We start from the raw sequence: 21931 nt of genomic DNA, 5'->3' as shown, positions 1-21931 counted from the left end.
ATGACCGCACTTTCCCGTCGCAACTTCGTGGGCCTGGGCGCTTCCGCCATGCTCGCCACCGCCTTCGGCTCGCGCATCGCCTTTGCCCGCGCGGCGACCGACCGGCGCTTCGTCTTCATCATCCAGCGCGGTGCGGCGGATGGCCTGCATACCGTCGCGCCGGTGGGCGATCCTGCCTATGCCGGGCAGCGTGGGGCGCTGGCGGAGGAGTTCGCGGCGGCGCCGAAGCTCAACGACATGTTCGCGCTGCATCCGGCGATGAAGAATGTGATGGGCCTGTACGGCGCCAAGCAGGCGCTGTTCCTCCATGCCGTCGCCTCGCCCTATCGCGACCGCTCGCATTTCGATGGGCAGAACGTGCTCGAGACCGGCGGTACCTCGGCCTATCAGCTCAAGGACGGCTGGCTGAACCGGCTGCTGACCATGCTGCCCGCCGACGACAAGGCGATCGCGTTGGCCGCGACCGTGCCGATGGCGCTGCGCGGGCCGGTGGAGGTGGCGAGCTATGCGCCCTCGTCACTGCCCGACGCTTCGGACGATCTGCTCGCCCGGGTGAGCCAGATGTACCAGGGCGACGCCCAGCTTCACGGCATCTGGGAGCAGGCGACCGCCACTCGCATGCTGACCGGCGACCTTGCCTCGAACAACGGCAAGAACGCTGCCGACACCGGCACGCTCACCGCGAAGATGCTCGCGGCGCCGGGCGGGTCGCGCATCGCGATGATCGAGACCGGTGGCTGGGACACCCATGCCGGGCAGAAGGGGCGGCTGCAGGGCCAGCTCAACGGGCTCGACCAGATGATCGGCGCGCTCAGGACGGGGCTGGGGCCGCTGTGGAGCAACACGGTGGTGCTGGTCGCCACCGAGTTCGGCCGCACGGTGAAGGTCAACGGCACCCAGGGTACCGATCACGGCACCGGTTCGGTCGCGATGCTGATGGGCGGCGCGGTCAACGGGGGCAGGGTGCTTGCCGACTGGCCGGGCCTGGCGGATGCGGCGCTCTATGAAAGCCGCGACCTCAAGCCGACGCTGGGGCTAGACGCGGTGATCGGCTCGACGCTGGCCACCCATTTCGACCTGTCGCCGCAGACCGCGGCGCGCAAGCTGTTTCCCGATGTGCAGATGGCCAGGCCGTTGCAGGACCTGCTGCGCGCCTGAACCGGCGGCTCGCCGGAGATCCGGCGGGCGCTCTTCTCTCGCATGAAGTGCTTTGGGTTCGGTCGGCTACGGCCGAGCGGGCTAACGGCTGTCTGGCAGCGCTGTAACTTACATACATTCTTGATTGCATGTAAATGTGCGGCTAGCCTTTGGTCACCGGCGGAGACCGGGGATCGGGAGAGGATATCACTGCATCGAAGCCCAGGGGGCCGGTGCGCCATACGCCAAAACCAGCTTCTGCTCGCCACTCCGCGCGGCCGAACCCTTCGGCCCGGCACCAATTCGCCGCCACCGATACGGTTCGAAGGAGAAAACGATAAACGCAAGGAGAGGCAGATGAAGCGACTATCCCGAGCGATATGCATCACGCTGGTTTCGGCCACCGCATTGGCGGCGGCCATGCCCGCGGCCGCGCAGTCCGTCCCCAACGCGCCGACCGGTCCGGTCGAGACGCAATATTACGCCAATGGCGCCTATGCGACGACCCAGACGCGCTCCACCGTCGCCTGCGATTCCAAGGGCAACCAGTGCGATGTCTTCTATCCGACCAACATCGCCTCGCTGAACACCCGCCTGCCGCTGGTGCTGTGGGCCAACGGCACCGGCTCCACCGCGGACAATTATCCCAACTGGCTGAAGCATCTCGCGAGTTGGGGCTTCGTCGTGGTGGCGACGCGCGACCAGCAGACCGGCTATGGCAACACCGTCCTGGATTCGCTCGCCTATATGCAGGCGCAGGATGCCAACCCGGCCAGCCCCTTCTACCAGCGCATCGATTTCGCGCATGTCGGCGCGGCGGGGCATTCGCAGGGGGCGTCCGGCGCCGCCAATGCGATGTTCCACTCGGGCGGCGTGATCAAGACCACGGTGACGTTCGAGCTGCCGAACCAGAACTGGTGCAATCCGGCGGACAATTGCCTGCTGACACCGACGCTGACCGGCGGATCGGGATCGATCTTCTATGTCAGCGGCACCGCCGACAGCCTGATCGCGCCGGATACGCAGAGCGGCGGCACCCAGCTCAACTCGCAGACCGCCTGGTACAACGCCACGCCTTCCACGATGCTCAAGGCCAAGGGGCTGCTGAAGGGCGCCAACCATAACGACATCACCGGCACGCCGGGCTGTGGCCTGCTCGGCTTCCTGAAGGCCTGCGCCAATGGCGTGTACGGCTATCTGGGCTATCCGACGGCCTGGCTTGCCTGGCAGCTGAAGGGGGATGCCGTGGCGGGGGCCGCGTTCAAGACCGGGACGGGTGAGTTCTTCACCGCGAACGCCTGGCAGGGACGGGTCTCCAACATTCCCTGATCGCCCTGGTCGCGCGCCGCCGTCCGGGCGGCGCGCGACCGACCCGCATATCCACGCAAGGGCAGGGACATGGCTCGGATATCCTTGATCGTCGCGTTTCTGATCCTGGCTGCCGTGGCGGCGGCGGCTTTCTTCGCCTGGCTGGGAAGCGCGCCCAGGGCGCCGGATGCCGGCGCGGTCGTGATCCGGCCGGTCGCGCCGCGCGAGGCCGCGCCCGTCCCCACGCCCGCGCCTTCCGCATCCCCGACGCGATCGGCGATGGAGGCGGCGATCCTCGACTCCATGGCCGATCCGCGTGCCGAGCTGCGCGATGTCGTCACGCGCCGGGATGCGCCGCAGATCGCCTGCGGCGAGAAGCGCACCTCGCGCGACCCGGTGTTCCGGCGCTTCGTCTGGCTCGGGCATCTGAAGATGCTAGCGACCGACGATGGCTCGCGGGATTTCGGCAATATCCTCGCGGTCTGCCGGGAAGGGCAGCCGGTGCCCTGATCGCTCAGCCCGGGAGCGGGCGGCCGCGGGAATCGATCGTGCCGGCGCTGATCGCGCCGTCGATCAGCCGCTTGAGGAAATCGATCGAGCTGCGCATCTCCTCCGGGTTGGGCGCCAGCACCTGCGCGATCGACAGCCCGCGCACGGCCCAGACGAACAGGCGGATCCCGGCGAGCATCCCGGCATCGTCGCCGTTGCCGAATTGCTGCTTGATCGTTTCGAGCGACATCTGCTCGACCCTGGCCTGCATCGGCGTGACCAGCGCGGCCAATTCCGCATCGCTGCGCGAGGCCTGGAGAATCTCGAGCACGGCAAGGCCCGAGGGACGGCTCAGCACTTCCCAGAGCATCTCCGGCCAGTCGGAGATATGCGCGCCGCGGCCGGTATCCGCCGCAATCTCTTCATAGGCCCGGCGTTCGCGCTCGTAGACGGTGCCGATCACATCGGCCATCAGCTGGGCGCGCGTGCCGAAATGATGGTGCAGCGCGCCGCGCGTCACCCCGGCTTCCTCGGAGATCGCCTCGGTCGATGTGCCGCTATAGCCCTTGCGGTAGAGCAGCCGGATCGCGGCATCGAGCAGCGCCTCCCGCGTCTCCGCCGTGCGCTCCGCCTGTGTCCGCCGCTTCCTGGCCGGGGCTGCTTCCGCCACGTTCTTCCAAACCATGTTCCGGCGACGGGAAGCGCCGCCTCGATCCATTTGGCGGGTCGGAAGAAGGTCCGTCAACTCGCGGGCGTGCAAACTTCCGTGGCGCACCCCATCTCACCACAGTGGCGTCGTGGCTCCGCATCCGCTAAGAGCCCGCGCTTCCGCAACCACTGGAACCGTGAATGACGCTTTACGCACGCTTCGCCGCGCATCTGAACCTTGCCCTTGATGCGCTTGTCCTCGCCGGCGACCTGCCTGCGGGGCTGGAGCGACGTGCGATCACCGTCGAGCCGCCGCGCGATGCCAGCCATGGTGACCTGGCGACCAACGCCGCGATGGTCCTCGCCAAGCCGGCGGGCACCAATCCGCGCGCGCTGGCCGAGAAGATCGGCGCCGAGCTGGAGAAGCTCGATGAAGTGTCCGCGGTCTCGATCGCGGGCCCGGGCTTCATCAACCTGACGCTGACCGACGTCACCTGGCGTGGCGAGCTGAACGCGATCCTCGAGGCGGGCGACGATTATGGCCGCTCGCATGTGGGTGCCGGCACCACCGTCAATGTCGAATATGTCTCGGCCAACCCGACCGGCCCGATGCACATGGGCCATTGCCGCGGCGCGGTCGTGGGCGATGCGCTTGCCAGCCTGCTCGAATTCGCCGGGCACAAGGTGATCCGCGAATATTATGTCAACGATGCCGGCGGCCAGGTCGACGTGCTCGCCCGCTCGGCGCACCTGCGCTACCGCGAGGCGCTGGGCGAGACGATCGAGATCCCCGAAGGCCTCTATCCGGGCGAGTATCTGAAGCCGGTCGGCGCGAAGCTCGCCGCCGATTATGGCGACAAATATGTCTCCGCGCCCGAGAGCGAGTGGCTGGTGCTGTTCCGCCAGATCGCCGTCGCCGCGATGATGGACATGATCCGCGCCGATCTCGCGCTGCTCGGCATCCATCACGATCTCTTCTCGTCGGAAGCCGAGCTGCAGGCCGCGGGCAAGCCCGAGCAGGCCGAAGCCTGGCTGCGCGAGCGCGGGCTGATCTATGACGGCGTGCTCGAGGCCCCCAAGGGCGAGACGCCCGAGGATTGGGAGCCGGTAGAGCTGCCGCTGTTCCGCTCGACGCAGTTCGGCGATGATCAGGATCGCCCGATCAAGAAGTCGAACGGCGCCTGGACCTATTTCGGCGCGGATCTCGCCTATCACTTCCAGAAGGCGCAGTCGGCCGACCAGCTGATCGACATCTGGGGCGCGGATCATGCGGGTACGGTCAAGCGCATCGTCGCCGCGGTGCAGGCGCTGACCGGCGGCGAGACCAAGTTCGACGTCAAGCTGGTCCAGATGGTCCGGCTGCTGCGCGACGGCGAGCCGGTGAAGATGTCGAAGCGCGCCGGCAATTTCGTGACCCTCGCCGATGTGGTCAACGAAGTCGGCAAGGACGTGGTCCGCTTCACCATGCTGACCCGCAAGGCCGATGCCCAGATGGACTTCGATTTCGCCAAGGTGGTCGAGGCGTCGAAGGACAATCCGGTGTTCTACGTCCAGTATGCGCATGCCCGCGTGGCGTCGCTCGGTCGCCGCACCGCGGAGGCCGGGATCACCTGCGGCACCGTCGACCTGTCTCTGCTTGATACAAATGAGTTGAAGCTGGTTAAGGCCGCCGCGCAGTTCCCGCGTATCGTCGAGGCTGCCGCCTCGGCGCGCGAGCCGCATCGAATTGCGTTCTATCTCTACGACTTGGCCGCCGAACTCCATTCGCTGTGGAATCTCGGCAAGGACGATGCGAGCCGTCGCTTCCTTCTCGTCGATCAGGTAGAGCTGACGTGCGCGCGGCTTTATCTGGCGCGCTCGATCGGGCAGATTATCCGAAATGGCCTCCGCATCATGGGCGTAGAGGCCGTCCAGGAGATGTGAGGGAATGAACATGCGTGGGGGGGAGGCCGGATTCGGCGAGGATGACCGTCTCCCCTGGCTGGAGACGGTCGAGGAAGACTATCGCGAAGGCGTTTCCTTCGGCCGTATTCTTTTGCTGGTCTTGCTGCTTCTCGCCGTGCTCGGCGCGGGGGCGTTCGGCTATTACTGGTATCAGAAGCAGAAGAGCCTGGTCGGCAATGGCGAGCTGATCGCCGCGCCCGCGGGCGACTACAAGGTCAAGCCCGACGAGCCCGGCGGCATGAAGGTGGATGGCGAGGGCGATACCGTCTTCGCCACCAGCCAGGGCAATAGCGGCAATTCGAGCATCGACGTGAGCGCGCTGCCCGAGGCGCCGGTCGACGGCAAGAAGGTCGCCGAGAAGGCACCGACGCTTGCCGGCGAGCGGAATGCCAAGGTGGCGATCCCGTCGAGCGCGACGGCGGCCGACGCCCAGCCGAAGCGCGTGCCGGTGATCGCGCCCCAGGCCACGGGCTCGGGCGCGCTGATCCAGCTCGGCGCCTTTCCGGACGAAGCGGGGGCCAATGTCGCCTGGGCGCGGCTTTCCAAGCGCTTCTCCTATCTCGCGCCGCTCGGCAAATCGGTCGAGCGCGGTGAGAAGGACGGCAAGGCGCTGTTCCGCCTGCGGGTGAACGCCGGTTCGAACAGCCAGGCCAAGGAGCTGTGCGGCAAACTCAAGGTGGCGGGCGAGAGCTGCTACGTGGCGAATTGATTCCTGGGGGCGGAGTAAGGACTTCGTTGCTTTAGCTGCTCCCCGGCGAAAGCCGGGGCCCAGGGTAACAAAGTGAGTTGGCAGAGAAACCCTGGGCCCCGGCTTTCGCCGGGGAACGAGGAAGCTGAATCACTAAGTCCCAGCCATGCCGCGCAGGCATGGCCGATCGCCGCACAGGGGGTTATCCGGCGCGCCGCGCTTCGCTAAGACGGGGGCATGAAGCCAGTAATCTTCGGTGTCTCCGGCCTGTCGCTCACGGCCGAGGAGCGCGATTTCTTCCGTGATGCCGATCCGCTCGGCTACATCTTCTTCAAGCGCAATTGCGAGAGCCGCGCGCAGATGCGCGCGCTCACCGAGGAGCTGCGCGAACTGAGCGGCCGCGCCGATCTGCCGATCCTGATCGACCAGGAAGGCGGCCGGGTCAGCCGGATGGTGCCGCCCGAATGGCCGGCCTTCCCGGCGGGCGAGGTGTTCGGCAAGCTCTACGATATCGCGCCGATCTCCGCGATCGAGGCGGCACGGGCCAATTATCACGCGCTGGGCATGATGCTCGCCGATGTCGGCGTCACCGTCGATTGCGCGCCGTTGCTCGACGTCGTGACGCCGGAAGTGACCAAGGCGATCGGCGACCGCGCGTTCGGCGGCGAGCCGATGCGCGTCGCCGCGCTCGGCCAGGCCTGTGTCGAGGGGCTGCGCCGGGGCGGCGTTGTCGGCGTCGTCAAGCACATGCCGGGGCACGGCCGCGCGCTGGTCGACAGCCATCTCGAGCTGCCGCGGGTCAAGGTGGGCGCCGAGGCGCTGGAACAGGACATCGCGCCTTTCCACGCGCTCAAGGATGCGCCGATGGGCATGACCTGCCATGTCGTGTTCGAAGCCTGGGATGCCGAGCGCCCGGCCACGCTCTCGCCGACGGTGATCCGCGACATCATCCGCGGCCGCATCGGGTTCGACGGGCTGCTGATGACCGACGATATCGACATGAAGGCGCTGAGCGGCACGCCGGGCGAGAAGGCCACCCAGGCGCTCGCGGCGGGTTGCGATGTGGTGCTCGATTGCTGGGCGCGGATGGACGAGATGGTCGAGATCATCGGCCTGCTCCCCGACGCGACGCCCGAGTGCATCGAACGGCTCGACCGTGCGATGGCGACGACGGGTGCGGATGAGCCGGAAGCGGACTTCGCCGAGCTTATCGCGAAGCGGGACGAACTGCTGGCGCTTGTGCCTGCCTGAGGAGGATTGGGCAGCACCGAGGCATGGCTTTTTCCGTTCCCCGGCGAAGGCCGGGATCCAGTCTCGGCGCACTATCGATGGCGCAGGAGCCTCACGAACGAGATTGCGACTGGGCCCCGGCCTTCGCCGGGGAACAGCTAGAGTATCGTTCCGAACGTCTTCACCACCTCAGAGCATCTTGAGATATTCGAGCAGCGCCGCCTTATCCTCGGCGCTGAACTTGGTGCCGAATTCGTGGCCGCACCGGCTGTTGCCCGAGTTGAGCTGGTCGCAGCCGGTGGTGGTGACCACATGGCTGCCGGTCTGGTCGGCGGCGATGCCGACGCGCTTGATGTCATAGGCGCGGCCCATCTTGAAGCTCGCCGGCCGCTCGGCCGCGGGCTTGAGCAGGTCCTCCAGCGTCGGGACCGATCCGTTATGGAGATAGGGCGCGGCGGCCCAGATCCCGTACATCACCCGCGATTCATACGAACCAGGCTTCACCGCCGTCGCAGCCGCGGGCGACGCCGCCATCGGCTTCTCGCCGAACGCGCCGGCGAGGTCCTGCAGCGACTTGGGGAGCTTCCCGCTCGTCTTCAGCGCGCCCGTTTCGGCCAGGCTCGCCTTGAACGGATCGGCATTCTGCAGGATCGAGCCGACCACCGAGAAGCCGAGCAGGCTGAACGAAGTGGTCTTTTGCGGGATCGCGGTGCCGAAGGGCGGCACCAGCTTGCCGCCAGCCAGAGAGCCTGAGTCGGCGGTGCGGGCCAGGATATCCCATTCGCGGGTATCGGTGCCGACATTCTGGATCGGCGTTGCCCAGGTTTCCGAGAAGGTGAAGCGGAACTGGCCCTTCTTCTGATCGTGGCAGCTGCCGCAGCTCGGGCTGTCCGGGGTCGACATCGCCCAGACCTGCTGCCCGCGCGCCGCCAGCTTCTGGTCGACCGGCCAGGGCCAGACGGGCGCGCCGATCAGCTTGATCGATCCCTCCAGCTTGCCCAGGCCGTTGAAGTTGGCCGAATTGTTGGCGAGGAAATCGATCCGGCCTCTGCCCTTGTTGACCGGGTGGAAGGTGCCGAACACGCCGTAGACTTCGCCCAGGTTGCGGGCGAGGCCGAGCAGGTCGTTGCCATTGTCGGCGAAACCCGGCCACTGCGTCATGTCCTGCTTCGCGGCGTTCCACAGGAAAGGATAGCGTACCGGCGCATCCGCGGGCTGGATATTGCCGGGGATCAGATAGGTCGGCGCCTTGCCGATATCGAGCCCGGTCAGCCGGTTGAAGATCATGCTGACCGCGTCGAGCCGGCCCAGGCCCCAGATATCGGGGGTGCCATAGGCGCGGTCTCGCAGTGTGTCCTCGCGCGTGTACCAGAGCTGCACCGTCGCCTTGAGCTCGCTGACCAGCGCGGGATCGGGATCGGGGCCAAGCACGCTGACCGCAAAGGGCCGGAAGGTCGCGTCGCTTTCCAGCACGCGGCCGACCGCATCGATCATGTCGGTCAGCAGGCCCTGGAAGTCGCTGAGCGCCGGGCCGCCATCGACGCGGTAGCTGGTGCCGGACACGTCGATTTCGCGCGTGTGGCAGGCGGCGCAGTTCATCCCGACCACTTCGTTGCCGGTGGTGCCGGTGAGGGTGAAGCCGATCGGCAGGTTGCCGGGCGTGCCGGAGCGATCGGCGAGATAGCCATAGCGCTGCAGCTTGTCGGCGAGGAACGGCTTGCCGTCGGGCGTGGTGAGGCCTTGGAGCCAGCTATAGGGGATCAGCTGCGATCCCTGGTCCTGCCAGTAGAAGTCCTCGCGGGTGGAGGCGTTCCAGCTGGTGCCCTGGTTGAGATAGACCAGCGGCGACGGATCGAGCGCCTGGCTGTTCACCGTGGAGGCGGGCAGCGCGACGGCGGACAGGCACAGCAGCACCTTCACGGCGCGCGAGAAGCGGACGTGCGACATCAGATTTCCCCCAAACCAAGGCGTGAAACGCCGTGCCGGACAAACGAGGGCGACCCTGTGCGATTATCTTTCTTGAATGCCGCGAACCTGATCGGCGCGGCAGCGCCCGTCAATCGGAACAGGGTCCGAAACGGCGCGTATCCGGCTTCGGCCATCGGGAAGTGACTTTCCCGCGGCGCTCTGCTTAGCTCGGGACATGTCCGAGGAAGCGCCCGAGACCCTCAAGATCGATATCGACGGCTGGGAAGGGCCGCTCGACCTGCTGCTGGCGCTGGCCCGCACGCAGAAGGTCGATCTGCGCCAGATCTCGATCCTCCAGCTCGTCGAGCAATATCTCGGCTTCGTGAACGAGGCGCGCGAGCTCCGGCTGGAGCTGGCCGCCGACTATCTCGTGATGGCCGCCTGGCTGGCCTACCTCAAGTCGGCGCTGCTGCTTCCCCGCAACCCGGAGGAGACCCCGAGCCCCGAGGACCTGGCGCTGCGCCTGCAGCTGCGCCTCGAGCGGCTCAACGCTATGCGCGAGGCCGGCGCCCGGCTGATGGCGCGCGACCGCACCGGCCGCGACAATTTCTTCCGCGGCGCCCCCGAAGGGCTGCGCGTGCTGCGCAAGGCCCGTTACGAAGCCGAGATCTACGACCTGATCGCCGCCTATGGCCGGATCAGCGCGCGCACCCGCCCGGTGATGCACGTCGTCCAGCAGCGCGACGTGATGACGCTGGAAGCGGCGATCGCGCGCGTCTCCTCGCTGATCGGCACGCGGATCGAATGGAGCACGCTCCAGTCCTTCCTGCCCGAGGGCGCGAGCGGCGCCTATGCCAAGTCGGCGCTGGCCTCGTCCTTCGTCGCCGCGCTCGAGCTCGCCAAGCAGGGCAGGGTGGAACTCAAGCAGAAATCGGCCTTCGCGCCGCTCTATCTCAAGGCGACCGCATGACCCCTGAAGATGCCGCCACGCGCGCGGTGGAGGCCGTGCTGTTCGCCTCCGAGAACCCGATGAACCTCGACGAGATCCGCGCTCATGTCGGCACCGAGATGGACGTGCGCGCCGCGCTCGCGGCCCTCGAGGCGCTCTATGCCGGGCGCGGGGTCGAGCTGGTTCGCCGCGGCGACCGCTGGCATTTCCAGACCGCGGCCGATCTCGCCCATCTGCTCCGCCGCAACCGCGAGGAGAGCCGCAAGCTCAGCCGCGCCGGCATCGAGACGCTGGCGATCATCGCCTATCACGAGCCGGTCACCCGCGCCGAGATCGAGGCGATCCGCGGCGTGCAGATTTCCAAGGGCACGATCGACGTGCTGATGGAAGCGAACTGGGTGCGCCCGGCCGGCCGCCGCGAAGTGCCGGGGCGGCCGCTGATGTACGCCACCACCCAGGGCTTCCTCACCCATTTCGGCCTTGCCAGCCGGCGTGACCTGCCCGGAATCGACGATCTCAAGGCCGCCGGTCTGCTCGATCCGGTCGACCTCGCCTTCGAGGCGCTTGGCGAAAGCGAGGGCGCCGACGAGCCCGAAAGTGAAACTGTCACAGACGACGAATAGGGGCGACCCCGCGTAGGCCATTGCCGCTCGTGCGTGCGAGGCCTAGATAGGGCCTGAATCAAGGAGATTTGTTATGGGTATGGGTAGCATCTGGCACTGGCTCGTGCTGGGCTTGATCGCGATCCTGCTGCTCGGTGGCGGTCGTTTCTCGAACATGATGGGCGACGTGGCCAAGGGCATCAAGCAGTTCAAGAAGGGCATGAGCGAGGACGACGCCGACGACAAGCCGGCGACCCGCATCGAAGGCAAGGCGGCTCCCGAGCCGACCGTGCAGCGCGAGGCCGAGACGGCGCGCGAAGAGAAGCTCTGACCCTATCGTCCCCGGCTCAGGGCGCCGGGGACCGCTTCTGGCGAATTGATCGATGCTAGATTTCAACGCGCCCGAGTTTGTCGTGGTCGCCATCGTGGCCCTGATCTTCATCGGGCCCAAGGACTTGCCGAAGGCGATGCGCTTTGTGGGCAAATGGGTCGGCAAGGCCCGTGCGGTCGCGCGCCAGTTCCGCTCGGGCTTCGACAACATGGTCCGCGAGGCGGAGCTTGCCGAACTCGAGAAGCAATGGGCCGAGGAGAATGCCCGGATCATGTCCGAGCATCCGCCCGCCGCGCTGCCCGCGCCTGAGGCTCCGGAAGTGCATCACGCCGCGGAGGATGCCGCGCCAGTGATGGTCGAGCAGCCTGCGTTCGTCGAGGAAACGCCCGCCGTCTCGGCGCCCGCGCCCAAGCCGAAGCGCGCCCGCAAGCCGGCCGCTGCCGCTGCCGCTGCACCCGAGGTTGCGGACGAAGCCGCCGCCAAGCCCGCTCCCAAGCCCCGTGCGCCTCGCAAGAAGGCCGCGCCGCCTGCCGAGGCCGCCGAATGAAGGACATCGACGACACCCAGCAGCCGCTGCTCGAGCATCTGATCGAGCTGCGCCGCCGCCTGTTCTACTGTGTCGCCTCGCTGCTGGTGACCTTCTTCGTCTCCTTCTATTTCTCGAAGGAGATCTATGGCTTCCTCGTCCATCCGCTCGCGGTGGCGGGGCAGGACCAGGTGATCTTCACCCAGATCTTCGGGGCGTTCTTCGTCCAGCTCAAGGTCGCCTTCTTCGCGGCGATGATGCTGTCCTTCCCGGTGATCGCTTCCCAGCTCTGGCAGTTCGTCGCGCCGGGCCTGTACCGGCAGGAGAAGAGGGCGCTGTTGCCCTTCCTGCTCGCCACCCCGGTGCTGTTCATCGCCGGCGCGGCGCTGGCCTATTTCATCGCGATCCCCACCGCTTTGCACTTCCTGCTCGGCTATCAGGGCGAGCTGGGCGACAGCGGCGTGCGGCAGACCGCGATGCCCGACGCCGAGAAATACCTCGATTTCGTCATGCAGTTCCTGTTCGCCTTCGGCATCACCTTCCTGCTGCCGGTGCTGCTGATGCTGCTCGAGCGCTCGGGGATCGTCTCCTATGAGCAGCTCAAGAGCGCCTGGCGCTACGCCGTGGTCGCAGCCTTCGCGATCGCCGCGGTGCTGACCCCGCCGGACGTCGGCTCGCAGCTGCTGCTCGCGATCCCGCTGGTCGGCCTCTATTTCCTCTCGCTGATCGCGATCTGGTTCACCCGCCGCCGTCGCCCCGCCGCGACGGAGGATGAGGACAAGGCCGAAGCGGCCGAAGCCTGACGCAAAAAAAAAGGCCCTCCCGATCGGATCGGGAGGGGCCTTTTCTTTTCCTGCCGGATTACTTGGCGTCGTCCGCCGTCTTGGCGACGGTGTCGCCGGCGGACGAAACGTCGCGGCCAACGCCTTCGATCGTGTTGCAGGCTGAAACCAGCACCGCGCCCGCAAGGGCGAGGCAGGTGATGATCTTACGCATCCTAACTCTCCAGATACCGAACCCGTTGGGGTCGGAAGGGAAATGCTTATCCGCACGCAAACGTTCCGTTCGCGAAGCAACGCGTTGAAGATGCTGAAAAAAAGGGAAGGGCCCCGAAAAGTTTTAGGCCCGGAAGCGTCACCGGGGGGGGGAGGGTTGACGCTTCCGGGCCCATGTCTTGGATAGCGAGAGCGGGGGGGCAAAAGGTCACTATCCGAAGTACAAAACGGACCAGGCGGTCAGCGGTTCCACGGCCCTCGATCTTTTTTGAAAAAATTTATCGAGATCAAGATTGGGGCTGAGATGCCCTCCAATATCCCCGTCATCCCCGCGAAGGCGGAGATCCAGAGTCAGGAGCGATGCGCGTGGAGGGCGAGCGGATCAGGGCCGCTCCCTAGCCCTGAGCAGTTCCCCGGCGAAGGCCGGGGCCCAGTTGCAATGCCATTTCTTGAGGCTCCGACGCCATCGAGGGTGCGTCGAGACTGGGCCCCGGCCTTCGCCGGGAAACTTGAAGAAATGGATGTTGAGCGCGGTTTCCCGCCCGTATCCCGAGCTACCCTGGATCGCCGCCTGCGCGGGGGATGACGATGAAGAGCAGGGTCTCGCCCCAATCCCTCAAGGCTTCCCGGTAATCGCGATCGCCGCCTCATAGGCGCCGGTCAGCGGATCATGGTGCAGCTTGGTGCGCAGCTGGCGGGCCAGGCCGCCGATGATCCGGCCATAGCGGCTCTCCACGAGCGTCTCGAGCGCCGTGCTCTCGACCAGGGCCGGGGACGAAACCCGGAGCAGCGCCCGGTGCTCGTCATCGGGGATCGGCTTGATCGAGATGCGGATCTGCGCGGCGGGATGGCAGTTCATCGCCAGCTCGACGATCTCGGTGAGCAGGAAGGCGACCGCGATCGCCACGTCCTGGTTGACCAGCACCGGGGAGATGTCGAGCGTCACGCCCAGGCCCTGGGCCCGTTCCGGCGCGGTCGCGCGGATATTCGCCGCCAGTTCGCCGATCACCGATCGCACGTCGAGCCCGCGATTCTCCTCGAGCTCGGCATAATGGTGGCGATGGACCACCGCGAGCGCATCGACCCTGCGCTGGATCGAGGCATAGGCCTCGGTCGCTTCGTCGCTCTTCGCGCTGCGGGCGTGGAAGTTGATCAGGCTGGCGATCACCTGGAGGTTGTTCTTGACGCGGTGATGGACTTCGCGGGTGAGCTTGGTCTGGCGCACCAGGCCCTCGGCCAGGCCCGCCTCATGCTCCTTCACCGTGCGGCTGATCTCGCGGAACGTGTCGCCCAGCTCGCGGATCTCGGCGGCGGGCATCTCGCCGAAGCGCTTGATGTCGAGCACTTCGCCCGGCTGATAGGTGCCCACGCTGGCGCGCAGCCGCCGCAGCGGGCGGATCAGCAGGATATCGACCACCAGCCAGCTGATCGCGGCCGCCGCCAGCCACATCAGCACCAGCACCACCGTGTTGATGATCATCGGCGAGGTGATCGGGGTGCCGAGCATCGACATCTGGAGCTCGACCCCGTCCAGCCCGAGGTCGTTGGCCACCGTCTCGCGCCGGTCGAGCGGTCCGGCGCCTTCGAGCTTGCGCAGCACCAGCCGGTCGCCGTGCCGGAGCAGCGCGGCGCCATATTCGGGGACGAAGCCGCTCGGCTGGGCGATCGAGGCGAGCGCCGCGGCGGGATAATATGCAATGGCGCTGCCACCGCGCCGGCCGCCGATGCGCAGCGTCAGCCCGTCCTCGGTCAGTCCGGTGCGAACCTGGCGTGGCTGGAGCTGGTTCTGCGCGGCGGAAACGAAATTCTGGCCGCAGATCACGCGGTCCTCGCCGTCCCGGATCGCGAATCGCGCGCCGGAAGTGGTGGCGAAGGTGCCGGCCAGGCGGGTGCAGGCGGGAGCGTCGTGCGGATCCGCCTCCAGCGTTTCCAGCGCATTGGAGAGCTGGCCGACATGGTTGACCAGCAGGTCGCGCAGCACGTCCGAGCCTTCGCTGGCGGCGATGCGCAGCCGGGCGCGGGTGTCGGTATCGGCGCTACGGGTGCTCTGCAGGGTCGTGAACAGCGCGATCAGCGCGAGCGGCAACAGGCTGAGGATCAGGTAGAGGAACACCTTGGCGCCGGTCGGCATAGCCCCCAGCGCCGCGGCCGGGCGAAGCCTGGCGCGCGGTTCTTCGTCCGAAATCTCCATGCTTGCGGACTAGTCGAGCTTCTTCAGAAGGTCGAGCAGATCGTCGGGCACGGCTTCGCCCAAGGCCTCGTCATAGGCCTGGCGCAACGCCACGCCTACATTGCGACCGGGGCGACCGGTTTCCTTTCCGCCATCATTTTTGGGCGGCTTTTTCATCTTCTCATCCGCGGAATGCACCAATTCCCCCCTGCGCCGTGACGCATGTCACGGCTCGGACTAAAAGCGACCTGTTCCGGATGCAACGTCCGGACCTGAACGAATGCCACCGGTCGCATCGACACGGTGGACCTGCAACGACACTACGCAGCATCTGCCATGAAACCAATTCCCCCGTCGTTTGTTCCACAGGCGATGCAATATCCGGGGAGGGGCTCCTTCGGGTGGCACGAATTGAGATTGCAATAGCTCGGAACGGAGCCGAAACAAGCCGTTCCGCACCGTAGGAGAATAGTTCGACCATGTCGCTTGGACAGCAACTCGCGCCGCACCTTCCGCTGCTTCGCCGTTATGCGCGCGCGCTCACCGGCAGCCAGGTTGAAGGCGATCGCTATGTGCGCGCGGCGCTCGAGGCGATCGTCGCCGCGCCGGACCAGTTCCCCCGCGAAGTCGATCCGCGGCTCGGCCTGTATCGCACGTTCCAGGCGATCTGGCAGTCGACGCACCTCGAGGAAGAGGATGTGATCGAGGATACCACCAATGAGAATGAAGCGATCGCCCGCAAGCGGCTCGCCCGTCTCACTCCCTTGTCGCGCCAGGCGCTGCTGCTCACCACCGTTGAGGGATTCAGCATCGAGGACGCCGGCTATCTGATCGAAGAGGAAGCAGGACAGGTGCAGAAACTCGTTGCGGAAGCCGTGGCCGAGATCGAGCGCCAGACGCGCACCCGCGTGATGATCATCGAGGACGAGCCGCTGATCGCGATGGATCTCGAGCAGATCGTCCGCGACCTTGGCCATGACGTTACCGGTGTCGCGGTCACGCGCGATGAAGCCGTCGCGCTGGCCATGGAGGATCGTCCGGGCCTGGTGCTCGCCGATATCCAGCTGGCCGATGACAGCTCGGGCATCGATGCGGTGAAGGACATCCTCGCCGAATTCTCGGTGCCGGTGATCTTCATCACCGCCTTCCCCGAGCGGCTGCTCACCGGCGAGCGTCCGGAGCCGACCTTCCTGATCACCAAGCCGTTCCAGCGGGAAACCGTGAAGACGACGATCAGCCAGGCACTGTTCTTCGACCAGGCGACCGTTCCGGCCTGAGCCGTCCCACGAAAAATCCGGTGCGGGTTCCATATGGTACGGACCCAAAACGGCTTTCGTTGGTTTTAGGTGCATGGCTGAGAACGACGACTCTGTGCACCTCAGTACCGAGGAAGCCCGCGCCGGCACGACGCCGCACATGACGCGCTATGTACTGGGCATCAGCCTGGTGCTGGTTATCGTCGCGTTCGCGATTATCCTTCTTCTCTGACGGAAAGATCGGCGCGAATATGCTGGCAATCGCGGACACCAAGCCTATCTCTGGAAACGGTCGCCTGGCGACCAACGCAAACAAGCGGGAACGAATGAGCCAGTCCGAACAGCCCGAGGACAAGGGGACCGAGGCGCCGCAGGAGCATGTCTCGCTCTCCGATCCCGAGTTCAAGAAACAGCTCGCCGTGGTCATCCCGCACCTGCGCGCCTTTGGCCGCTCGCTGTCGGGCAGCCGCGATCTCGCGGACGATCTGGTCCAGGAGACGCTGCTCAAGGCATGGGCCGCGCGCAAGCGCTTCCAGGCCGGGACCAACATGCGCGCCTGGACCTTCATCATCCTGCGCAACCTCTATTTGAGCCAGATGCGGCGCGCGCGGTTCAAGGGTGAGTGGGATGATCTGGTCGCGGATCGAATCCTTGCGGCACCGGCCAGTCAGGATCGCCATGTCGAACTTTCGGACATGCAGCGCGCCCTGCTCCATCTGCCGCAGCCCCAGCGCGAGGCGTTGATCCTGGTCGGCGCGGGCGGCTTCGCCTATGAGGAAGCGGCCGAGATCTGCCAGGTCGCGGTCGGCACCATCAAGAGCCGCGTCGCGCGCGGCCGCGTCGCGCTCGAGCATCTGCTGAGCGAGGGCCAGCTGCCCTCGCGGCGGATCGAGCCGGGCACCGCCGAGGGCAAGACCGCGCTCGATACGATCATGGGCGAGGTCGAGGACCTCAGCCGCGAACGTGAGCCGCGGTCGGAATAGCAGTATCTAGTTCGGCCCTCCGTTCCCCGGCGAATCCGGGAACGGTCAGGCGCCGGGATAGCACAACGAAAAGGCCACGTTCCCCTGAGGAGCGCGGCCTTTTCGGTATGCCAAGAGGAAAGGGGCGATGGCTAGCGCTGGTCGTCCCGGCTGAGCTGGCGGAGCATGGCCGCCATGTCATCGGGCAGGCCCAGATCGCGCGCATAGGCATCGCGAAGCGCAAGCCCGATCGCGTCGCTGGCGCGCGGCGCCTCGACCCGATATGCGGGCTGGCGGGCGTCGCCGGCCGTGGCTGAAGTCGTCTGGTTCATGTTGCTAGAACAATTCAGTTCTCTTTTTGTTGCTTGACTTTTCGCAACGCACCGTTTCGCAGGTGACCGATTTCGTGACTGACACGCATCTTCCTCCCGATCTTCTTTGCGCCATCTCGAGAGCCCGGGCGCATGCGCCGTTCCTCGATCATCTGCTCACGCGTGAGGCCGCGCTGGTGGCTGGCCTCGAGTCCGCGCTCGCGGATCCCCGCGCCGCCGCGGCCGCCATCGCCGATGAGATGGGCGAGGGCGCACGGCTGCGCATCGAGCGTCGTCGGCTGGCCCTTATCGTCGCGCTGGGCGATCTCTCGGGCCGGTTCGACCTCACCCGTGTCACCCATTTGCTCAGCGATTTCGCCGATGATGCGCTGGACCGTGCGATCCGCGCGGCCATCCTCGAACGCACGCCGGACGCCGAACCGCGTGGCTTCGCGGCGATCGCGCTGGGCAAGCAAGGTAGCCGCGAGCTCAACTATTCGTCGGACATCGATCCGATCCTGATCTTTGACCCCGAGACCTTGCCCTGCCGCCCGCGCGAGGACGTGCAGGAAGCCGCGGTGCGGATCGGCCGCCGGGTGGTCGAGCTGCTCCAGGTCCGCGACGAGCATGGCTATGTGCTGCGCGTCGATCTGCGCCTGCGCCCGTCGCCCGAAGTCACCCCGATCGTGCTGCCGGTCGAGGCAGCGATCTCCTATTATGAGAGCCAGGCGCTGCCCTGGGAGCGTGCCGCCTTCATCCGCGCGCGCGCCTGCGCCGGCGACCTGTCGCTCGGCGGTTATTTCCTCGACGCGATCCGCCCGTTCGTGTGGCGCCGCGCGCTCGATTTCGGCACGATCCGCGAGATCCGCGACATCAGCCGCCGCATCCGCGATCATTACTCGCAGGCCCAGGCGTTCGGCCCCGGCTATGACCTCAAGCGGGGCAGGGGCGGAATCCGCGAAGTCGAGTTCTTCGCCCAGATCCACCAACTCATCCATGGCGGCCGCGAGCCGGCGCTGCGCGCGCCCGCCACTCGCGATGCGCTTGCCGCACTGGCCGAGGCCGGGCGGATCGGCGCGGACGAGGCGGCCGACCTCACTGCAGCCTATGTCCAGCTGCGCACGATCGAGCATCGCTTGCAGATGGTCGATGATCGCCAGACACACGAGCTGCCCGATAGCCTGACCTCGCTCGACAACGTCGCCCGGCTCCACGGCCTGGAAGATGGCGGCGCGCTGACGACGCTGCTCAAACCCTATGTCACGCGCGTCGGCACGATCTATGACAGCCTGGCAGGCGAAGAGGAGCAGCGCCTGCCCAGCGAAGCCGCGCCGCTGGAGGCGCAGCTCACCGCCGCCGGCTTCGAGCGCCCTGACGGCGCCACGCGGATCGTCCAGGGCTGGCGCGCCGGCACCTATCCGGCGCTGCGTACCCCCGCCGCGCGCGAGGCGCTGGAATCGGTGCTGCCCGGCCTGATCCAGGCCTTCTCGCGCGCGCCCGACACCGTCCATGCGATCACCCGCTTCGACGCGATGCTCTCGCGCCTGCCCAGCGCGATCAACTTCTTCCGCCTGCTCGAAGCCCAGCCCGGCATGACTCAGCTGCTCGGCCAGATCCTTTCGCTGGCGCCGACGCTGGCCGAGCAGCTTGGCCGCCGCGCGGAGCTGCTCGACGGCCTGATCGACGCCACCGCGCTCGAGCCCGTGCCGGACATCGAGGCGCTCGCCGCCGGCATGCGCGGCTGGGAGCCGGGTTCGGACTATCAGTACCAGCTCGAATTCGTCCGCCGCTTCGTCAACGAGAAGCGCTTCGCCCTGGGCGCGCAGATCGTCGCGGGGGCCAGCGATCCGCTCGAAGTCTCGGCCGGCTATGCCCGCGTCGCGGAGGCGGCGATCGGGACGCTGGCTGCCGCGACGGTCGAGGAATTCGCGCGCAATCACGGCGCGGTACCGGAGAGCGAGCTGGTGATCCTCGCGCTCGGCCGGATGGGCGGGCAGGCGCTCACCCATGCCTCGGACCTCGACCTCGTCTATCTCTTCACCGGCGACTATGCGGCCGAGAGCGACGGCGCCAAGCCGCTCGGCGCGGTGATGTACTACAACCGGCTCGGCCAGCGCGTGACGGCCGCGCTCTCGGTGCCGACGCCTGCGGGCCCGCTCTACGAAGTCGACACCCGCCTGCGCCCCTCGGGTGCGCAGGGCCCGCTTGTCGTGTCGCTCGAAGGTTTCGAGAAGTACCAGCGCGGGGACGCCTGGACCTGGGAGCATATGGCGCTCACCCGCGCCCGGCCGGTCTATGGTTCACCCCAGGCCAGGGCGAAGGTCCAGGCGATCATCGACGAAGTGCTCGGCGGTGCCCGGCCGGAGCGCGACATTCCCGCCGAAGCCGCGAAGATGCGGGCCGACATGGCCGGCCACAAGCCGCCCCAGGGCCCGCTCGACGCCAAGCTGCTGCCCGGCGGGCTGGTCGACCTCGAGTTCGCGGTCCATGTCACCCAACTCGTCCACCGCGCCGGCTTCGAGCCGCGTCTAGGCCCGGCGATCGACGAACTGGCGGGGCAGGGGCTGCTGCCGCCCTCGATGCGGGCCGCGCATGATTTCCTCACCCGATTGCTGGTGACGATGCGCCTCGTCGCGCCCGACGCGCAGGAGCCGCGCGCACCCACCCAGGCGCTGATCGCCCGCGCGCTCCGCCTCGAGAGCTGGGACGAGGTGGTTGCGAAGCTGGAGCAGACCCGGCAGGAGGTCCGCCATTGCTGGGCTGCGGTCAGCGGCGCGGCCTGAGGAGATTCACATGGCACTGGAAGAAGGCGACAAGATCCCCGCGGTCAGCCTCGATGGCACCGAAGGCGAAGCGATCGCTCTGGCGGACAAGATCGGAAAGCCCTTCGTCCTCTATTTCTATCCCAAGGACGATACTTCGGGCTGCACGCGCGAGGCGCAGGACTTCTCGGCGCTGATCCCGGAATTCACCGCGCTCGGCGCCGAGGTGCTGGGCGTGTCGAAGGATCCGCCGATCAAGCACCAGAAGTTCATCAACAAGTACGACCTCACCGTGCCGCTCGCCACCGACACTTCGGGCGCGGCGATGGAATCGTTCGGCGTGTGGGTGGAGAAGCAGCTCTACGGCAAGCGCTACATGGGCATCGATCGTTCGACTTTCCTGTTCGACGAGGAAGGCAAGCTGTTCCGCGCCTGGCGCCGGGTGCGCGTGCCTGGCCATGCCGTGGACGTGCTCGAATCGATCAAGGAAATGCAGGCCCGCTGATGCGCTGGCTGCTCGCCCTGCTGGCGGCGCTGGCGTTCGCGCCCACCGCCGCCCAGGCACAGGACCTGCCGGCGGTGCCGCGCGCGCTGCTCAACACGGCGGCGCTCGTCTGCGTGAGGATCGACCGCGAGGGCAAGGTGGACGCCTTCCTGCTCGATTCGAAGGGCGATGCGGCGCGCGACAAGGCGGTGCTCGACTGGGTGCGCGGGCTCAAATGGCCGGCCGGCGATGGGGAGGGGCGCAACCGCTGGTTCCCGATGCCGGTGCAGTTCGGCGACGTTCCCGCGCCGGAGATGCCGCAGGGTTGTGCCCCCGGATCGGACCGCGCCTGACATGACCCGCAGCGTTGCCGAAGCCTGCCGCGCGGTGCTCACCGCAGCGGCGCCGACCGCCAAGGTCAAGGCCGCCCGCGCCGCCGCGCGCGACTGGCGGCTCGGCCGGCTCGCCTTCGCCTTCGATGTGGCGATGCCCGACCGCCCGGCGCGCCCGGACCGGCCTGAGTTGCTCCCGCCCAACCGCATGCCCAAGCGCGGCAAGGGCGGTTCCGAACGCGGCCGCATCGCGCTGATCCACGCGCTCGCCCATATCGAGTTCTCCGCGATCGACCTGGCGTTCGACGCGGTAGGCCGCTTCGGCGGCGAATATCCGCGCGGCTTCACCGATGACTGGATGGGGGTGGGCGCCGACGAGGCGATGCACTTCGTCCTGCTCGATCGGCGGCTGAAAAGCCTCGGCAGCTTCTACGGCGCCATGCCCGCGCATGACGGGCTGTGGGATGCCGCCGCCGAGACCGCGCATGATTCGCTCGCCCGCCTCGCCGTGGTGCCGATGGTGCTGGAAGCGCGCGGGCTAGACGTCACGCCGGCCACGATCGAGCGATTTTCCGCCGCGGATGATGCAGTTACCACCCGCATCCTCACACGGATCGTCAACGATGAAATTCGCCATGTCCGGGCGGGAACCACCTGGTTCGAATCGCGTTGTCGCGAATTGGGCCGTGTCCCGCATGCAACATGGCATGCGCTGGTTGCACGTCACTTTCGCGGAGCAATTAAGCCTCCGTTCAACGACTCGGCGCGCGACTCAGCCGGTTTGTCCCGGGAATATTACCAACCTCTTGCGACGACCTGATCCATCTGGCCAAAAGCCATCCGTCCAGAAGGCGGAGGGGCTGCTTGCTGCGACAGTGGATAAATGAAGTACGGTCGCC

General features: G+C 67.0%; 23 protein-coding genes. 17 read left to right on the top strand and 6 right to left on the bottom strand.

Translation table 11 applies throughout. The features are described 5' to 3' along the window. From O3305_RS07725 to O3305_RS07715, 3 genes are all read left to right on the top strand, one after another. Nucleotides 1-1158 carry a DUF1501 domain-containing protein gene (locus O3305_RS07725; RefSeq protein WP_269575874.1) on the top strand — a complete coding sequence of 386 codons (1158 nt, stop codon included), beginning with the start codon at nt 1-3 and terminating at the stop codon, nt 1156-1158. Nucleotides 1159-1494: 336 nt separating this feature from the next. Then, nucleotides 1495-2466, top strand: coding sequence for a poly(ethylene terephthalate) hydrolase family protein (locus tag O3305_RS07720; protein WP_269575873.1), 972 nt, complete (start codon nt 1495-1497; stop codon nt 2464-2466). 69 nt (nt 2467-2535) lie between these two features. Further along, on the top strand, nt 2536-2955 hold the full coding sequence (locus O3305_RS07715) for a hypothetical protein (RefSeq protein ID WP_269575872.1): 420 nt from the start codon (nt 2536-2538) through the stop codon (nt 2953-2955). Nucleotides 2956-2959: 4 nt separating this feature from the next. Here O3305_RS07715 and O3305_RS07710 read toward each other — a convergent pair whose 3' ends face one another. Beyond that, nucleotides 2960-3619, bottom strand: a complete 660-nt coding sequence (locus O3305_RS07710; protein WP_269575871.1) for a TetR/AcrR family transcriptional regulator — start codon at nt 3617-3619, stop codon at nt 2960-2962. A gap of 164 nt (nt 3620-3783) precedes the next feature. Here O3305_RS07710 and argS point away from each other — a divergent pair, with 164 nt between their 5' ends. The 3 genes from argS (at nt 3784) to nagZ (ending at nt 7465) form a co-directional block, all read left to right on the top strand. After that, nucleotides 3784-5505 carry an arginine--tRNA ligase gene (gene argS / locus O3305_RS07705; RefSeq protein WP_269575870.1) on the top strand — a complete coding sequence of 574 codons (1722 nt, stop codon included), beginning with the start codon at nt 3784-3786 and terminating at the stop codon, nt 5503-5505. 10 nt (nt 5506-5515) lie between these two features. After that, on the top strand, nt 5516-6235 hold the full coding sequence (locus O3305_RS07700; RefSeq protein WP_260396328.1) for an SPOR domain-containing protein: 720 nt from the start codon (nt 5516-5518) through the stop codon (nt 6233-6235). A gap of 216 nt (nt 6236-6451) precedes the next feature. Further along, complete coding sequence (gene nagZ / locus O3305_RS07695; RefSeq protein WP_269575869.1) at nt 6452-7465, top strand: beta-N-acetylhexosaminidase; 1014 nt, start codon at nt 6452-6454, stop codon at nt 7463-7465. A gap of 168 nt (nt 7466-7633) precedes the next feature. Here nagZ and O3305_RS07690 read toward each other — a convergent pair whose 3' ends face one another. Continuing rightward, on the bottom strand, nt 7634-9391 hold the full coding sequence (locus O3305_RS07690; RefSeq protein WP_269575868.1) for a di-heme-cytochrome C peroxidase: 1758 nt from the start codon (nt 9389-9391) through the stop codon (nt 7634-7636). A gap of 196 nt (nt 9392-9587) precedes the next feature. Between O3305_RS07690 and O3305_RS07685 the strand changes: the two genes are divergently transcribed. The 5 genes from O3305_RS07685 to tatC all read left to right on the top strand — a co-directional run bounded on the left by O3305_RS07685 (nt 9588) and on the right by tatC (nt 12563). Beyond that, complete coding sequence (locus O3305_RS07685; RefSeq protein ID WP_269575867.1) at nt 9588-10322, top strand: segregation and condensation protein A; 735 nt, start codon at nt 9588-9590, stop codon at nt 10320-10322. Continuing rightward, nucleotides 10319-10924, top strand: a complete 606-nt coding sequence (gene scpB / locus O3305_RS07680) for an SMC-Scp complex subunit ScpB (protein WP_184171093.1) — start codon at nt 10319-10321, stop codon at nt 10922-10924. Before O3305_RS07685 ends, scpB begins: the two co-directional genes overlap by 4 nt. 73 nt (nt 10925-10997) lie before the next feature. Continuing rightward, nucleotides 10998-11234 carry a twin-arginine translocase TatA/TatE family subunit gene (locus tag O3305_RS07675; protein WP_184171096.1) on the top strand — a complete coding sequence of 79 codons (237 nt, stop codon included), beginning with the start codon at nt 10998-11000 and terminating at the stop codon, nt 11232-11234. A 52-nt stretch (nt 11235-11286) separates the two neighbouring features. After that, entirely contained in the window at nt 11287-11781 is a 495-nt protein-coding gene (tatB, locus tag O3305_RS07670) for a Sec-independent protein translocase protein TatB (protein WP_269575866.1), read from the top strand. Beyond that, entirely contained in the window at nt 11778-12563 is a 786-nt protein-coding gene (gene tatC / locus O3305_RS07665) for a twin-arginine translocase subunit TatC (RefSeq protein ID WP_269575865.1), read from the top strand. The genes tatB and tatC overlap by 4 nt, the downstream gene beginning before the upstream one ends. 58 nt (nt 12564-12621) lie before the next feature. Here tatC and O3305_RS07660 read toward each other — a convergent pair whose 3' ends face one another. The 3 genes from O3305_RS07660 to O3305_RS07650 form a co-directional block, all read right to left on the bottom strand. After that, the gene (locus O3305_RS07660; RefSeq protein ID WP_184171104.1) at nt 12622-12756 is read right to left on the bottom strand and encodes an entericidin A/B family lipoprotein; all 135 of its coding nucleotides are present in this window, start codon (nt 12754-12756) and stop codon (nt 12622-12624) included. A gap of 615 nt (nt 12757-13371) precedes the next feature. Beyond that, nucleotides 13372-14946, bottom strand: a complete 1575-nt coding sequence (locus O3305_RS23205) for a sensor histidine kinase (RefSeq protein ID WP_269575864.1) — start codon at nt 14944-14946, stop codon at nt 13372-13374. 9 nt (nt 14947-14955) lie between these two features. Next, entirely contained in the window at nt 14956-15102 is a 147-nt protein-coding gene (locus O3305_RS07650; protein WP_184171107.1) for a NepR family anti-sigma factor, read from the bottom strand. A gap of 302 nt (nt 15103-15404) precedes the next feature. Here O3305_RS07650 and O3305_RS07645 point away from each other — a divergent pair, with 302 nt between their 5' ends. Together O3305_RS07645 and O3305_RS07640 are read left to right on the top strand one after the other, a co-directional pair. Then, a complete protein-coding gene (locus O3305_RS07645; protein WP_269575863.1) occupies nt 15405-16202 on the top strand; it encodes a response regulator in 798 nt (265 codons plus the stop codon). A gap of 305 nt (nt 16203-16507) precedes the next feature. Beyond that, on the top strand, nt 16508-17164 hold the full coding sequence (locus O3305_RS07640; RefSeq protein WP_184171112.1) for a sigma-70 family RNA polymerase sigma factor: 657 nt from the start codon (nt 16508-16510) through the stop codon (nt 17162-17164). Nucleotides 17165-17295: 131 nt separating this feature from the next. Here O3305_RS07640 and O3305_RS07635 read toward each other — a convergent pair whose 3' ends face one another. Continuing rightward, nucleotides 17296-17475 carry a hypothetical protein gene (locus O3305_RS07635; RefSeq protein ID WP_269575862.1) on the bottom strand — a complete coding sequence of 60 codons (180 nt, stop codon included), beginning with the start codon at nt 17473-17475 and terminating at the stop codon, nt 17296-17298. A gap of 74 nt (nt 17476-17549) precedes the next feature. On the opposite strand from O3305_RS07635, the gene O3305_RS07630 reads away from it, so the two are divergent. From O3305_RS07630 to O3305_RS07615, 4 genes are read left to right on the top strand one after another with little or no spacing between them, the layout of a single operon-like run. Then, nucleotides 17550-20237: a bifunctional [glutamine synthetase] adenylyltransferase/[glutamine synthetase]-adenylyl-L-tyrosine phosphorylase gene (locus O3305_RS07630; RefSeq protein WP_269575861.1), complete on the top strand. Its 2688-nt coding sequence runs from the start codon at nt 17550-17552 to the stop codon at nt 20235-20237. Nucleotides 20238-20247: 10 nt separating this feature from the next. Beyond that, nucleotides 20248-20721 carry a peroxiredoxin gene (locus O3305_RS07625; RefSeq protein WP_184171121.1) on the top strand — a complete coding sequence of 158 codons (474 nt, stop codon included), beginning with the start codon at nt 20248-20250 and terminating at the stop codon, nt 20719-20721. Next, nucleotides 20721-21053 (top strand): energy transducer TonB, encoded by a 333-nt coding sequence (locus tag O3305_RS07620; RefSeq protein WP_269575860.1) that lies wholly within the window; start codon nt 20721-20723, stop codon nt 21051-21053. Before O3305_RS07625 ends, O3305_RS07620 begins: the two co-directional genes overlap by 1 nt. A gap of 1 nt (nt 21054) precedes the next feature. After that, on the top strand, nt 21055-21852 hold the full coding sequence (locus O3305_RS07615) for a ferritin-like domain-containing protein (protein WP_269575859.1): 798 nt from the start codon (nt 21055-21057) through the stop codon (nt 21850-21852). Nucleotides 21853-21931 lie beyond the last annotated feature (79 nt).

Origin of the sequence: Sphingomonas sp. NIBR02145 (assembly GCF_027359115.1) — a bacterium.
GTDB lineage: Bacteria > Pseudomonadota > Alphaproteobacteria > Sphingomonadales > Sphingomonadaceae > Sphingomonas > Sphingomonas kyeonggiensis_A.
Note: the sequence above shows the minus strand (reverse complement) of the source record. Positions and strands in the feature narration are given on the sequence as shown.

Excerpts from the sequence above, each read along its gene's own strand:
- argS (WP_269575870.1), top strand. The coding sequence starts at position 3,784 with ATGACGCTTTACGCACGCTTCGCCGCGCATCTGAACCTTGCCCTTGAT.
- O3305_RS07700 (WP_260396328.1), top strand. The coding sequence starts at position 5,516 with ATGCGTGGGGGGGAGGCCGGATTCGGCGAGGATGACCGTCTCCCCTGG.
- scpB (WP_184171093.1), top strand. The coding sequence starts at position 10,319 with ATGACCCCTGAAGATGCCGCCACGCGCGCGGTGGAGGCCGTGCTGTTC.
- O3305_RS07615 (WP_269575859.1), top strand. The coding sequence starts at position 21,055 with ATGACCCGCAGCGTTGCCGAAGCCTGCCGCGCGGTGCTCACCGCAGCG.
- O3305_RS07635 (WP_269575862.1), bottom strand. The coding sequence starts at position 17,475 with ATGAACCAGACGACTTCAGCCACGGCCGGCGACGCCCGCCAGCCCGCA.
- nagZ (WP_269575869.1), top strand. The coding sequence starts at position 6,452 with ATGAAGCCAGTAATCTTCGGTGTCTCCGGCCTGTCGCTCACGGCCGAG.
- O3305_RS07690 (WP_269575868.1), bottom strand. The coding sequence starts at position 9,391 with ATGTCGCACGTCCGCTTCTCGCGCGCCGTGAAGGTGCTGCTGTGCCTG.
- O3305_RS23205 (WP_269575864.1), bottom strand. The coding sequence starts at position 14,946 with ATGGAGATTTCGGACGAAGAACCGCGCGCCAGGCTTCGCCCGGCCGCG.
- O3305_RS07720 (WP_269575873.1), top strand. The coding sequence starts at position 1,495 with ATGAAGCGACTATCCCGAGCGATATGCATCACGCTGGTTTCGGCCACC.
- O3305_RS07625 (WP_184171121.1), top strand. The coding sequence starts at position 20,248 with ATGGCACTGGAAGAAGGCGACAAGATCCCCGCGGTCAGCCTCGATGGC.
- O3305_RS07645 (WP_269575863.1), top strand. The coding sequence starts at position 15,405 with ATGTCGCTTGGACAGCAACTCGCGCCGCACCTTCCGCTGCTTCGCCGT.
- tatB (WP_269575866.1), top strand. The coding sequence starts at position 11,287 with ATGCTAGATTTCAACGCGCCCGAGTTTGTCGTGGTCGCCATCGTGGCC.
- O3305_RS07650 (WP_184171107.1), bottom strand. The coding sequence starts at position 15,102 with ATGAAAAAGCCGCCCAAAAATGATGGCGGAAAGGAAACCGGTCGCCCC.
- O3305_RS07675 (WP_184171096.1), top strand. The coding sequence starts at position 10,998 with ATGGGTATGGGTAGCATCTGGCACTGGCTCGTGCTGGGCTTGATCGCG.
- O3305_RS07620 (WP_269575860.1), top strand. The coding sequence starts at position 20,721 with ATGCGCTGGCTGCTCGCCCTGCTGGCGGCGCTGGCGTTCGCGCCCACC.
- O3305_RS07640 (WP_184171112.1), top strand. The coding sequence starts at position 16,508 with ATGAGCCAGTCCGAACAGCCCGAGGACAAGGGGACCGAGGCGCCGCAG.
- O3305_RS07715 (WP_269575872.1), top strand. The coding sequence starts at position 2,536 with ATGGCTCGGATATCCTTGATCGTCGCGTTTCTGATCCTGGCTGCCGTG.
- tatC (WP_269575865.1), top strand. The coding sequence starts at position 11,778 with ATGAAGGACATCGACGACACCCAGCAGCCGCTGCTCGAGCATCTGATC.
- O3305_RS07725 (WP_269575874.1), top strand. The coding sequence starts at position 1 with ATGACCGCACTTTCCCGTCGCAACTTCGTGGGCCTGGGCGCTTCCGCC.
- O3305_RS07710 (WP_269575871.1), bottom strand. The coding sequence starts at position 3,619 with ATGGTTTGGAAGAACGTGGCGGAAGCAGCCCCGGCCAGGAAGCGGCGG.
- O3305_RS07685 (WP_269575867.1), top strand. The coding sequence starts at position 9,588 with ATGTCCGAGGAAGCGCCCGAGACCCTCAAGATCGATATCGACGGCTGG.
- O3305_RS07660 (WP_184171104.1), bottom strand. The coding sequence starts at position 12,756 with ATGCGTAAGATCATCACCTGCCTCGCCCTTGCGGGCGCGGTGCTGGTT.